The 12,840-nt window shown below is 58.3% G+C and carries 8 protein-coding genes and 1 tRNA gene; 3 read left to right on the top strand and 6 right to left on the bottom strand.

Features of this window, described 5'->3' with window-relative positions:
• The first annotated feature begins 143 nt into the window (after positions 1-143).
• Together emmdR and L6R44_RS16830 are read left to right on the top strand one after the other, a co-directional pair.
• On the top strand, positions 144-1,598 hold the full coding sequence (gene emmdR / locus L6R44_RS16835; RefSeq protein WP_120286689.1) for a multidrug efflux MATE transporter EmmdR: 1,455 nt from the start codon (positions 144-146) through the stop codon (positions 1,596-1,598).
• A 103-nt stretch (positions 1,599-1,701) separates the two neighbouring features.
• Positions 1,702-1,777 (top strand) — tRNA-Asn (locus L6R44_RS16830).
• A 146-nt stretch (positions 1,778-1,923) separates the two neighbouring features.
• On the opposite strand, the gene L6R44_RS16825 is transcribed toward L6R44_RS16830, so the two are convergent.
• From L6R44_RS16825 to shiA, 3 genes are all read right to left on the bottom strand, one after another.
• The gene (locus tag L6R44_RS16825; RefSeq protein WP_237424856.1) at positions 1,924-3,690 is read right to left on the bottom strand and encodes an aminopeptidase P family protein; all 1,767 of its coding nucleotides are present in this window, start codon (positions 3,688-3,690) and stop codon (positions 1,924-1,926) included.
• Between the two features lie 18 nt (positions 3,691-3,708).
• Positions 3,709-5,163 (bottom strand): AMP nucleosidase, encoded by a 1,455-nt coding sequence (locus L6R44_RS16820; protein WP_237424855.1) that lies wholly within the window; start codon positions 5,161-5,163, stop codon positions 3,709-3,711.
• Between the two features lie 73 nt (positions 5,164-5,236).
• Positions 5,237-6,553, bottom strand: coding sequence for a shikimate transporter (gene shiA, locus L6R44_RS16815; protein WP_237424854.1), 1,317 nt, complete (start codon positions 6,551-6,553; stop codon positions 5,237-5,239).
• Positions 6,554-6,808: 255 nt separating this feature from the next.
• Between shiA and pagP the strand changes: the two genes are divergently transcribed.
• A complete protein-coding gene (gene pagP / locus L6R44_RS16810) occupies positions 6,809-7,384 on the top strand; it encodes a lipid IV(A) palmitoyltransferase PagP (protein ID WP_237424853.1) in 576 nt (191 codons plus the stop codon).
• Here pagP and L6R44_RS16805 read toward each other — a convergent pair.
• The 3 genes from L6R44_RS16805 to L6R44_RS16795 are packed head-to-tail and all read right to left on the bottom strand — an operon-like array spanning position 7,381 to position 12,490.
• Positions 7,381-8,346 carry an acyltransferase gene (locus tag L6R44_RS16805; RefSeq protein ID WP_237424852.1) on the bottom strand — a complete coding sequence of 322 codons (966 nt, stop codon included), beginning with the start codon at positions 8,344-8,346 and terminating at the stop codon, positions 7,381-7,383. The two genes, pagP and L6R44_RS16805, sit on opposite strands and share 4 nt — an antisense overlap.
• Positions 8,343-11,405, bottom strand: a complete 3,063-nt coding sequence (locus L6R44_RS16800; protein WP_237424851.1) for an efflux RND transporter permease subunit — start codon at positions 11,403-11,405, stop codon at positions 8,343-8,345. The genes L6R44_RS16805 and L6R44_RS16800 overlap by 4 nt, the downstream gene beginning before the upstream one ends.
• A complete protein-coding gene (locus L6R44_RS16795; RefSeq protein WP_237424850.1) occupies positions 11,405-12,490 on the bottom strand; it encodes an efflux RND transporter periplasmic adaptor subunit in 1,086 nt (361 codons plus the stop codon). The genes L6R44_RS16800 and L6R44_RS16795 overlap by 1 nt, the downstream gene beginning before the upstream one ends.
• Between the last annotated feature and the right edge of the window lie 350 nt (positions 12,491-12,840).

Raw genomic sequence — 12,840 nt, 5'->3', positions numbered from 1 at the left:
CTTAGCGGCGAAAAAAGTTTTGTCAAACCTGATCTTAGGAAAAATCGACTGATTGCTGATTCTGTCGACAGTTTGTTGTAAATCCACACATCTTTTTCTGGAAAATACTTTGCAGGATGAGCATTTGTCCCCCATTATTTGAAATGGAGTTTCAACTTTTCTTGCTAAGGTCCATTTTGAACGTCACTGCCTCCTTACGCCAGGCGATAGCCCGCACGCCATGGTATGCAAAACGTAAAAGCTATCGTGTCCTGTTCTGGCGTGAAATCACCCCGCTTGCTGTGCCTATCTTCCTGGAAAATACCTGCGTTCTGCTGATGGGGGTATTAAGTACCTTCCTGGTGAGCTGGCTGGGGAAAGAGGCGATGGCGGGGGTGGGGCTAGCGGACAGCTTTAACATGGTGGTGATCTCGTTCTTTGCCGCCATCGATCTCGGGACGACGGTGGTGGTGGCCTTTAGCCTCGGCAAGCTTGATCCCAAACGTGCCCGCGAGGCGGCCCGCCAGTCTCTGATGATCATGACTGTCTTTTCGATCCTTCTGGCGGCGGCGATCCACTATTTCGGTAAAGAGATTATCGACTTTGTTGCCGGCGAGGCTTCGAACCAGGTTAAAGACCTGGCGCTGACCTACCTGGAGATGACCGTCATAAGCTACCCGGCGGCGGCGATCGCGCTGATTGGCAGCGGTGCGCTGCGCGGGGCGGGCAACACGAAAATTCCGCTGTTGATCAACGGCGGGATGAATATCCTGAACATTATCATCAGTAGCGTCCTAATCTACGGCGTGTTCTCGTGGGACGGGCTAGGCTTCGTCGGCGCGGGACTGGGGCTGACTATTTCACGCTATATCGGTGCGGCGGCCATCATTGGGGTGCTGATGGCGGGGATCACGCCTTCGCTGCGCCTGACGCTGAAGAGCTATTTCCGCCCCTTTAATTTCGCCATTATCTGGGAAGTGATGGGGATCGGCATTCCTGCGAGCATAGAGTCGGTGTTATTTAACGGCGGGAAGCTGCTGACGCAGATGTTTGTCGCCGGGATGGGAACCGACGTTATCGCCGGCAACTTTATCGCTTTTTCGATCGCCTCGCTGATTAACCTGCCGGGTAACGCGCTGGGGTCGGCATCGACCATCATCACGGGTAAACGGCTCGGGAAAGGGCAGATAGGTCAGGCGGAGCGACAGCTTCGGCACGTGTTCTGGCTGTCGACCATTGGGCTGACGCTGATCGCCTGGGGAACCGCGCCGTTTGCCGGGCTGATGGCCTCGTTCTATACCCATGAAGACGACGTTAAAGAGGTGGTTAAGATCCTCATCTGGCTCAACGCGGCCTTTATGCCGATCTGGGCGGCCTCCTGGGTATTGCCCGCCGGGCTGAAAGGCGCACGCGACGCCCGCTTTGCGATGTGGGTGTCGATGTTCGGCATGTGGGGATGTCGCGTTGTCGCGGGGTATACGCTCGGGGTGATGCTCGGTTGGGGTGTGGTTGGCGTCTGGCTGGGGATGTTCCTCGACTGGGCCGTGCGGGGCGCGCTGTTCTACTGGCGTATGGTTAGCGGACGCTGGCTGTGGAAATACCCGCGGAAAAATGCCTGACAATTGCGCGAAGTGAAGAATAATTCGGCAAACGATCGAAAAACTGCATTCTGCCTTTGACATCACGGGGGAGCATCGATAATATGCGCCCCGTTCACACGATTCCTCTGTAGTTCAGTCGGTAGAACGGCGGACTGTTAATCCGTATGTCACTGGTTCGAGTCCAGTCAGAGGAGCCAAATTTAAAAAGCCTGCTTTTAAAGCAGGCTTTTTGCTATTCTGGGGCGGGTGAAATTGTCGGGTGGCGGCTTCGCCTTACCCGACCTACGGGATTGTAGGCCCGGTAAGCGCAGCGCCACCGGGCAAACAACAAACCGCACTTCACTTACAAACGAATCGGTGCCGTCGCCTCTTCCAGCCACGCACGCGCCTCGCTGTTCACCAGCGGTGCCAGCGCCTCACGCACCTGCCGGTGGTATGCATCCAGCCACTGTATTTCCTGTTCGCTCAACTGATGCAGCTCAACCTGGCTTAAGTCGATCGGGATCAGCGTCAGCGAGGCAAATCGGCAGAACCCCGGTCGGCTCTCCACAATCTCCACCTGGTTTTCGATACGAATACCGTGGCTATCGCCCAGATAGTAGCCCGGCTCGATCGTCATGATATTGCCCGCCACCAGCGGCCACGGGTTGACCTTTTTGGCGATGCGATGCGGGTTCTCGTGGATCAGCAGCTGGTGCCCCACGCCGTGCCCCGTGCCGTGATCGTAATCCAGCCCCATCTCCCACAGCGGGCGACGCGCGAATGCATCCAGCTGATGCCCCTGAGTTCCGGAAGGAAACTGCAGGGTAATGAGCGACAGGAAGCCTCTCAGCACGGCAGTGTAGTGCAGACGCTGCTGCGGACCGACGTTACCCCACGCCAGCGTGCGCGTGGCGTCGGTGGTGCCATTAGCATACTGTCCGCCGGAATCGTTCAGGTAAAAATGATCGTGGCCGATGGGCTTATTGCTGGCCACGCTCGAATGATAGTGGCACATCGCCGCATTGCTCGAAGAGGCGGAGATAGTCGCAAAGCTCTGCTCGATAAAGCCGGGCTGCTGTTGACGGAACGCAAGCTGCTGCGCCTGGACGTCGAGCTCGGTTAGCGGATGACCTGCCGCCTCTCGCCGAGGCACTTCACGGCTCAGCCAGGCCAGGAAGTTGACCCACGCGGCGCCGTCCCGGTGATGACACTCGCGATAGCCCGCCAGCTCGACCGGGTTTTTGGTGGCCTTCATCAGGGTGATGGGGTCGGTTTGCCAGACAATCTCTCCCCGTGGCTCAATGGCGAAGCGCAGGGCAACCGGCGCGGAATCGGCATCAACCATCACCCGTTTGCCTTCAGCAATCTGCCGGCAGCGATCGATAAAGGTATCCTGCGGCGCAAGGGTGAAAGCACCGCGCACATCGTCAGGCAGCGCGCTGAGCTTGTTGTCGTTAACAAACCACTCAACGTAGCCGTCACGCCCCAGCAGGGCAAAGGAGAGCGGTACCGGGCTGTAAGGGATATCCGCGCCGCGCACGTTTAACAGCCAGGCGATGTTATCCGGCAGGGTAATGGCGAGATAATCGGCACTATTTGCGGCCAGCACGGCGGCGACGCGCTGACGCTTGTCCGCGCTGCGTTCGCCGCTGTGCTCAATCGGCATTTCCCGGATAAGCCCCGCCGGCGCGGCAGGGCGGTCGGTCCATAAGGTGTCAAACGGACTGGCCTTCAGGGGAACCAGCTCGCACGGCGTGGCAGACAGTTGCTCAAACTCCGTGTTGGTCATCAGCAGCGCGTCAAAACCGATGCGTGTTCCTGCCGCAACGTTTTCTGCCAGCCATTGCGCCAGGGGCTCGTTGTGCAGGTGGTGGATCGCAATCTCATCCGTATTAACCTGAACGCGGGCCTGAACCTGATAGCGACCGTCGACGAACAGCAGCGCTTTGTTTTTCAGCACCAGCGCCACGCCGGCCGAACCGTCAAATCCCGTCAGCCAGGCCAGCTTTTCGTCGTAGGGCGCGCAATATTCACTCTGCCAGGCATCCGCGCGCGGGACGATCATCCCGTCGAGATGGCTGGCCTCAAGCCAGTGGCGCAGGGCAGAGAGCGGAGATGTGCTGGACATGGTTTTTCCTTATTGCTGTTAGCGGAACGGCGGCTCGTTGAAGGTACGCAGCTTGCGGGAATGCAGTTTGTCACCTTCTGCCCGCAGCAGGTCAATGGCGCGAATGCCAATTTGCAGATGCTCTGAGATGGCCCCTTCGTAGAAGCGGTTGGCCTGACCCGGCAGCTTAATTTCACCGTGCAGCGGCTTATCGGAGACGCACAGGAGCGTGCCGTAAGGAACGCGGAAGCGATATCCCTGCGCGGCGATGGTGGCGCTCTCCATATCGATCGCCACCGCGCGGCTCAGGTTGAACCGCAGCGCGGAGGCGGAGTAGCGCAGCTCCCAGTTGCGATCGTCCGTTGTGACGACCGTGCCGGTGCGCAGGCGCTGTTTAACCTCTTCACCCGGCATGCCGCTGACCTCTTTGGTGGCGTCATACAGGGCGCGCTGGACTTCGGCGATGCTCGGGATGGGGATGTCCGGCGGCAGTACCGCATCCAGCACGTGGTCATCGCGCAGATAGGCGTGGGCCAGCACGTAGTCGCCAATCAGCTGGCTTTCGCGCAGGCCGCCGCAGTGGCCAATCATCAGCCAGACGTCCGGGCGCAGCACCGCCAGATGGTCACAGATGGTTTTGGCGTTTGACGGGCCTACGCCGATGTTGATCAGCGTGATGCCCTGACCGTCGGCGGTGATCAGGTGCCAGGCGGGCATCTGATGTTTTTTCCACGCCAGGTCGGAAATGGCCTGCTCGGGCGCTTCGGTCTCCGCGGTGATCCAGATCCCGCCCGCGCAGGAGAGCGCGATGTAGGGGCTTTCCGGGTCGAGGATCTGGCTGCAGCCCCAGCGGACAAACTCGTCAACGTAGCGGGTGTAGTTGGTAAAGAGCACGAACGGCTGGAAATGTTCGACCGGCGTCCCGGTGTAGTGGCGCAGGCGCGCCAGGGAGAAATCGACCCGGCGGGCATCAAAGTGCGACAGGGGAGAAAACTCTGCCGGGTGATAGATCCCGTCAGCCGTCTCGTCGCCAATTTGTGAAAGCTCAGTGGTCGGGAAGTGGCGGGTTAGCCCCGCGCTCATGGAGCGGTCAAGCGTCAGCGCCGAGCCGTCAATCACGTAGGGATAGGGGATCTCATGCCGCGATGGCTCAACGGCAATGTGCGCACCGTAATCCTGGTATAACAGCGTGAGCTGTTCTTCGAGGTAGGGGCGGAACAGTGCAGGGCGGGTGACGGTGGTGCTGTAGCAGCCGGAGTGGGTAAAACGGGCGTAGGCGCGAGTTTTCGGCGTCGTGCTGGCGCTGCCGTCCCAGGTCACAGAGAGCGATGGATAAACAAAAAGGCCCTCGGATCTGGCCTTTTCGTCGGGAAGTTTCCCTGTTTCAATATATTCGCTGATGGCGTTGCGCAGCGCGTTGACGGACTGTTCATACAGCGCGTCGAGTTGTTCCAGCGCCTGAGCCGGGGTCAGGCTGGAGCCCTTATTATTCATCTCTGTCTCCTTGTTCCACAGGTGTGCGACTCTACCCGATAGTATGTCACACGCCTGTGAAACAAAAGGGAGATCAGCCGTGGCGCGTCTCTTTCATCAGCAGCGCCGTCGCCGCCGACAGCAGACAGCCGGCCAGCAGATAAATCGCCACGCTGTGCCAGTTACCGCCGGAGAAGGTCACCAGCGCGGCAGCAATAAACGGCGTAAACCCACCGCCGACCACGCTGGCGACCTGGTAGCCTACGCCCGCGCCGCTGTAGCGATAGCTTGCGCCGAACAGCTCGGTAAACATCGGCTGCTGCACGCAGACCACCATATCGTGAGCGATGTTCGCGAGCATGATGGCGAAGAAGACGATCCAGAAGACGGACTGCGCCTCCAGCGCCATAAAGAACGGCCAGGCGCTGAGGGTGCCAATCAGCGCCCCGGTGATGTAAACGCGACGGCGGCCAAACCGGTCCGCCAGCCAGGCAAAGCAGGGGATGGTCAGGCAGCTGATCCCGCCCACCAGCAGGCCGATATTCAGGAACAGTTCGCGCGGCAGGCCGAGATTCTGCGTCGAATAGTTCAGGGCAAACGCGGTGACGATATACATCGTCAGCAGTTCGCACAGCCGCAGGGCGATAATTTTCAGAAAAGCGCCAGGGTGCTGAATCAGGGCTTCCATCACCGGCAGGCGTTTTTTGGCGGCCGGTTTTTCCTGCTGCTGTTGTTCGAATTCAGCGGACTCCTCCATCCCGTTACGGATCCACAGGGCGGCAATCACCAGAACGATGCTGAAGATGAACGGAATGCGCCAGCCCCAGCTCAGGAACTGCGCGTCGGTGGTGAGCTGGCTGATTAACGATACCAGCCCCGTGGAGAGCAGCAGGCCTACGCCGTAACCCACCTGCACGCCGCTGCTGTAGAACGCTTTACGGTTTTTCGGCGCGCTCTCGACGGACAGCAGCGCCGCACCGCCCCATTCGCCGCCCACGGCGAAGCCCTGGATGGCGCGCAGGGTGACAAGCAGTACCGGTGCCCACCAGCCAATGGCGGAAAACGAAGGGAGAACGCCTATCAGCGCGGTGGCGATCCCCATCATCCAGACGGTGAGCATCAGCATGCGCTTGCGGCCGAGACGGTCGCCGAAGTGGCCGAAGATCACCCCGCCCAGCGGGCGAAACAGAAACCCGACGCCGAAGGTGGCAAAGGCGGCGAGCGTGCCCATCGCGGGGCTGACCTGCGGAAAGAACTCGCGGTTGAAGACCAGCGCGGCAGTGATGCCGTAAAGCAGAAAATCATACCAGTCGACGACGGCGCCCGCGAAGCTGCCCAGGGCTGCGCGGCGGGCACGATTGAGCGAAGGGGTCTCCTCGCCGGGGCGGTCGGAGATAAGGGTGGAGTCCATAGTTGTCCTGTCCATACTGATTTTAATTATTGGTATAAGAAAAGGTCACTCACATAGCGGCCGTCATATAAACGGAACCTATGAGACTACCGCGACAGAACGTCTGAGAAAACGTTTTTATCTTTCCGAAAGACGCTGAATAAAGAAATTTCATCAACACCTTCAGCGATATAATTATGTCTGCTTGACGCGGTGATCTGCTGAATGGTTTACAGTAATAGTGACCGCTGCGTGAGTTAAGCTGAGGGAAACACGATGCAACGCACCTTTTCGGCAATCTGGATGTTCCTGTTTTTATTCGTCGCACCGCTTCACGCGGAGCCCAACGTCTACGGCGAACAGCGCATCAGCGGCTGGTGGAATGCGCTGACGGATGATATTTCACAAACCTGGGAGCAGCCTCAACGTTACGATCTGTACCTGCCATTTTTAAGCTGGCATGCCCGCTTTATGTACGACAAAGAAAAAACCGACAATTACAATGAAATGCCGTGGGGCGGTGGCCTGGGCGTCTCCCGCTATAATGAAGAGGGCAACTGGAGCGCCCTTTTCGCAATGATGTTCAAAGACTCGCACAACGAATGGCAGCCCGCGATGGGCTATGGCTGGGAGAAGGGCTGGTATCTGGATGACGCCAACGATTTCCGGCTTGGGCTCGGTGCCGCGGCGGGGATCACGGCGCGAGATGATTTTGCAAACTATGTCCCGCTACCGTTCATCTTCCCGCTGTTCTCGGCAAGCTACAAGCGCGTTACCGTCCAGTTCACCTATATTCCAGGAACCTATAACAACGGGAACGTGCTTTTTGCCTGGCTGCGCTTAGGCTTTTAAAGGGTGATCACCTTTTTTGCCACGGCGTTAGACAATACCAGCATGGAGAAGAGAACAGAGCTGACGAACGTGAGCACAATCAACGTCAGCTTCATGCCGAGAGAGGTCACCGGTATCAGCGCCGTCAGCAGATGAAATACCGAGTAGTGCATAATGTACACGCCGGTCATCGTTTTGCTGATGGCGGCCAGGATGGACTCCTTCAGTTCAGCATTGCGGCGAAAGCGTACGCCGTTCGCCGCAATCACCAGCGCGACGATCAGAACGTAAATTTGAGAGCCGGTGAGGATAAAGGCGTTTCTGTCGGCCTTAAACAGGGCAAAAAAGAAGTGGCGCTCGTAAAACCAGGTAAAGAGGTAGATGAACGGGATGGCAATAACCGCTGCCCGAACCACCGATTTGCGGCTTATCCACTCGGCTATTTTGGGGTCGCAGAAGAGTTGCCCCGTCAGATAAAACAGCAGCCATGTCCACAGCCGATACTGCGGTGACAGGGAGAGGATGTGCGCGTCAGGATACAGCGCCGATAACAGGTCGTATCCGTAAGAAAAGACCAGCAGTGCAGCAATCGCGGTGCAGAACAGCGCTCGCCGATGGCTGAGCCATTCCACCGCAGGATGGAAGGCGTAAATCACGACAAACGCGAACACGAACCACGGCTGGATTAAATACCCGCGCTGATATGGCTCCCACAGGTAGTAGATCGTTATCCAGAAAAGAAAGACGGTCACCAGGCTTTTAATTTTGCCCAGCTGCCAGCGGCTCCCGTGCCGGGATTGCCCGTCGAGATAGCCCGACACCACAAAAAACAACGGTGTGGCAATCGTCGAGATGAAGGTTAAAAATCCCAGGATCCAGTGGTAGTCATAATCATAACGATCCCAGGTGTTGTAGATGGTGAAGAAGGTAACCGCCGTCATACAGCCCAGCGTCTTGATAATATTCAGCCCTGTCGCATTCATTGTTGTTTGGCTTCGTCCTTACGATGGAAACACGCGTAGATTACGGGAAGTACCAGCAGCGTCAGGATTGTAGCAAACCCCAGTCCAAACATAATCACAACGGCCATGCTCTGGAAGAAAACATCCAGCAGAAGCGGCGCCAGGCCCAGTACGGTCGTAAACGCGGTAAGCAGGATGGGGCGCAGGCGCGAGGTGGCGGCGTAGACGATCGCCTCACGCTGAGCTTTGTGCGCCTTCTGCTGCTCGATCTCTTCCACCAGCACGATGCCGTTGCGGATGAGCATTCCGCTCAGGCTGAGCAGGCCGATCAGCGCCATAAAGCCGAACGGGATCCCGGTGATCAAGAATCCCGGCGTGACGCCAATCAGCGCCAGCGGCACGGTCAGCCAGATGGCGACGGCGTTTTTCACCGAGCTGAACATCAGCACGGTGATGACAAACATCACCAGGAACCCGATCGGCAGCGTGGTGAAGAGCCCCTGCTGTGCTTCGCTGGAGTTTTCCGCATCGCCTCCCCATTCGATGCTATAGCCGTGGGGCAGGGCGAGGGCGTCAATGCGCGGCTTCACCCGGGCGAGGATATCGCCGGAGGTTTGCAGGCTAAGGGGATCGGGGTCGGTCATCACCGTCAGCACCCGCGAGCGGTCGCGCCGAAGGATGAGCGGATCTTCCCACTCCAGCGAGAAGCGGCTAACGACGTTGCTTAGCGGGATATACTGCTGTCGCGTCTGGCTCCAGACCAGCACGTTGTTCAGGTGATTGGCGTCCAGCCGTTCGCTTTCCGGCGGGCGCACCACGACCGGAAGCAGGTCGCTGCCTTCCCGGTATAATCCCGCCCGGCTGCCGGAAAAGTTCATCTCCAGCGCGTTGTCGACGTCCTGCTTGTCCACGCCAAGCTCGCGGCCCAGCGCGGCGACGTACTGCGGACGGATCACCTTGCTGCGGTTTTGCCAGTCGTTTCTCACGCTGCCCGTCGCCGGGTCGCTCGCCAGAATATCGTCCACCCGGCTGGCAATCAGGCGCAGCCTGTCAGGATCGGGGCCCTTGATGCGTACCTCAATGGCGCTGTCGCCGGAGGGGCCAAACATCACGCGTTTGGTGCTGGCGTTAACCTGCGGATAGTTTCGCGCAATGTACTCATCGACGTGGCGCGTCAGTGCGGAGATGTTGCGCTGGTCATCCATGCGCACCATGATCTGCGCGTAGTTGCTGTACTGCCGCTGTCCGCTATAGGTCAGAATAAAGCGCATGCTGCCCTGACCGATGGTGGAGACGGTGGTTTCCACGCCGGGCTGGCCGTTAATGGTTTTCTCGATATCGCCGGTCATCTTCTCGGTCCATTTGATATCGGTGCCGTACGGTAACCAGAGGTCGACAAAGAAAATCGGCGTATTTGACGAGGGGAAAAAGTTTTGCCGCACGGCGCCAAAACCCCAGACTGACGCGGCCAGCAGCGCAGCCATCACGATGAGCGTTGGCGCTTTGCGGAACAGCAGCGCGTTCAGGAGGCGCTGATAAAGGCGGTAGAGACGTTTGTCGTAAGGATCTGACTCGTCGGGCTTCGCGGCCGCACCGTCGTTTTTAAACAACCACCACTTAATCAGCACCGGCGTGATGGTGAGCGCCGAGAACCAGCTCAGCATCAGGGAAATCAGCAGCACCTGGAACAGGGATTTACAATATTCCCCGGTAGAATCCTGCGACAGCCCGATAGGCGCAAATGCCAGGATGGCGATCACCGTCGCTCCCAGCAGCGGCAGGGCGGAGCGCCGGATGATGTAGTTAATGGCGGTCAATAGCGGGGAGCCCTGCTGACGCGCAACCAGCACCCCTTCAACAATCACGATGGCGTTATCCACCAGCATGCTCAGGGCGATGATCAGCGCCCCGAGCGAGATGCGCTGCAGCTCAATGCCCCACAGATACATGATCAGCAGCGTGCCCAGCACGTTAAGCGCGAGGGAAAACGCAATGATGATCCCGCTGCGTACGCCCATAAAGATCAGCAGCACGCCGATGACAATCGCCAGCGCCATCAGAAAGTTGATGATAAAACCGTTAACAGAGTGGCCCACTTCGGCGGCCTGATCGTAAAACAGGTCGATGTGTATCCCGGCCGGTTTTTCCGCTGACATCTGGTTTAGCTTCGCCTCCAGCGCGTGGCCCACGTCGATCACGTTCACGCCGGGAATAAACGAGACGCCCATGGTGACGGCTTTTCTGCCGTTAGCATGGTAGATACTGGCGGGCGATTCGTTCAGCCCGCGCGACAGCGTGGCGATATCCCGCAGACGCGTCGCTGCCCCGGTGCCGGAAGGCGTGATGATGAGGTCGGCCAGTTCATCCAGATTTTCGAACTCACCGGTCGGATGCAGGCGAATGGATTCCGTTCCCGAGCTGATTTCTCCGGCGCTGGAAACCACGTTCAGCCTGCCGAGCAGGGCGGAAAGCTGGTTCAGCGTGATGCCGCGCGCGGCCATTTTGGTCAGGGAGATATCGATGTTGACCTGCTGGCTGACGGCTCCGCCGATGGCAACTTTACCCACGCCGGGGACCAGAACCAGTTCGCGACGCAGCTGCTCGGCATATCTCACCAGTTCAGGATTGCTGAATTCATCCCCGGAAATCGCAAAGAAAAAACCGAACACGTCGCCGAAATCGTCATTTACAAAGGGCGTCACGACGCCGGGCGGGAACTGGCGCGAGGCATCGCCCACGCGACGGCGCAGCTCGTCCCAGATCTGCGGCAGTTCGTTCGAATGATAGCGCGAGGCAATGTTCACGGTGATTTGCGACAGGCCGTTTGAAGAGATCGAGCTGACATTGTCCAGATAAGGCAGCTGCTGAAGGGCATTCTCCAGCGGAAGCGTCACCTCTTCTTCCACCTGCTGAGCGGAGGCGCCAGGATAGTGGGTAATGACCACGGCGGTTTTGATGGTAAAGGCCGGATCTTCCAGCCTGCCAATGTTGAGCAGGGCGAAAATGCCCCCCACGCCGAGCAGCAGGATCGTTAGCCAGACGCGAATGGGGTTATTAATAAACTGGCGAGAGATATCCATTACAGTCCCCGTTCACGCGTCCAGACACGTACCGGCTGGTTAGCATGAAGCTCACCAACGCCTGCAGCCACCACGCGCTCGCCCGCCTTGAGCCCGTGCGTAATGACAACGCCCTCGGTGGTGACTTGCCCCACGCTGACCTTGCGATCTTCAAGATGAAGCGCGTCGCCTTCTCCCGCGACGACCCAGACGTGCGGCTCATTGCGCGGGCTGTTGTTTGGGTTAAAGACCGCCTCCACCGGGACGACCAGCGCCTCGGCGCCCGCACCTGCCGGGAGGTTGGTTAGATTGATTGTCACCGTACCGCTTACGCCGCCCACGGCGGGGAAATCATCCGGGCGCGGCATGGTGAGGATCACCTGCCAGGTCAGGGTGTTGCTGTCGCTGCTGCCCGAGTGCTCTTTATAGACGGCGGTAAACTCCCGATCCGGGAAGGCGTTAATTCTCACCACGGGACGATACTGCGCGTTACGAATATCAAAGGTCCTGAACAGGTTCTCAGGAATACTAAACACCACGTCCAGCAGGTCTGTGCGGGTCAGCGTCAAAACAGGCTGACCCGCAGACACCACCTGATGGTTTCGGACATGCACGCTGGCCACCGTTCCGCTGAAGGGGGCGACGAGCGTCATTTGATTGAGCTCTTCACGGGCAATCTGCAGCGCCGCATTTGCCGAGTCGCGGTTCGCGCGCTGCACGTCCATCTCTGCTTTTGAAATGGCCTGGCGGCCCGCCAGCGTCTGGAAGCGGTCGAACTGCCGCTGGGTCAGCGTTGCCGCTGTTTGTCTGTCGTTAACGCGCTGCTGGGCTTCACGGGCATTTAATCTCGCAAGCTGCTGCCCCTGCTTGATGGCTGCGCCCTGACGGATATCGAGCGCCTCAATTTGACCCGCGCGCTTGAAGGAAAGGTCTGTGGCATCACCCGATTCTATGCGTGCGGGAAAAACGCGCTGCTGGGCGTGGCCGGGGACCGTCACCTCCGCCACTTTTACCATGCGCGGCAGGGGGGCAGCTTGCTCGGATTTCGGGTCACATGCCGTGAGCGTTAACAAAACGAACGGTAAAAAAGTGAGGTAGCGGTTCACTGTATTCCCCTAATAAATAACTGTTTTATTTATTCCATAACCTGGGCAGGGGTGACACTATTCTGCCAGAACAGTGACGACCATATAGGTAAATAAACCAATCGCCGTACTGGCGATAATGGCAAGCGCAATAAACAGACCGAGGCGGAGCAGGCTTAAACCATACATAAATTCCTCCATGAGCCGGAAGCGGTGGCTGACTATGAGCATAGTCGGCGAAAAGATAAATGTTAAATAACCATTATCAGTGGGGGGCGCTAAACCTGATATTCATGTGCTACGTTTAATATCATTCATCTCTTTTTTCCGTAACTGGCATTAAGGGCAACCCCCTGCATTTAATGCGCTTT

It is taken from the genome of Enterobacter cloacae complex sp. ECC445, assembly GCF_021892025.1.
Taxonomy (GTDB): Bacteria; Pseudomonadota; Gammaproteobacteria; order Enterobacterales; family Enterobacteriaceae; genus Enterobacter; species Enterobacter chengduensis.
The sequence above is the reverse complement of the archived record's forward strand: the minus strand, read 5'-3'. Positions and strand labels throughout refer to the sequence as shown.

Excerpts from the sequence above, each read along its gene's own strand:
- emmdR (WP_120286689.1), top strand. The coding sequence starts at position 144 with ATGGAGTTTCAACTTTTCTTGCTAAGGTCCATTTTGAACGTCACTGCC.
- L6R44_RS16825 (WP_237424856.1), bottom strand. The coding sequence starts at position 3,690 with ATGTCCAGCACATCTCCGCTCTCTGCCCTGCGCCACTGGCTTGAGGCC.
- L6R44_RS16820 (WP_237424855.1), bottom strand. The coding sequence starts at position 5,163 with ATGAATAATAAGGGCTCCAGCCTGACCCCGGCTCAGGCGCTGGAACAA.
- shiA (WP_237424854.1), bottom strand. The coding sequence starts at position 6,553 with ATGGACTCCACCCTTATCTCCGACCGCCCCGGCGAGGAGACCCCTTCG.
- pagP (WP_237424853.1), top strand. The coding sequence starts at position 6,809 with ATGCAACGCACCTTTTCGGCAATCTGGATGTTCCTGTTTTTATTCGTC.
- L6R44_RS16805 (WP_237424852.1), bottom strand. The coding sequence starts at position 8,346 with ATGAATGCGACAGGGCTGAATATTATCAAGACGCTGGGCTGTATGACG.
- L6R44_RS16800 (WP_237424851.1), bottom strand. The coding sequence starts at position 11,405 with ATGGATATCTCTCGCCAGTTTATTAATAACCCCATTCGCGTCTGGCTA.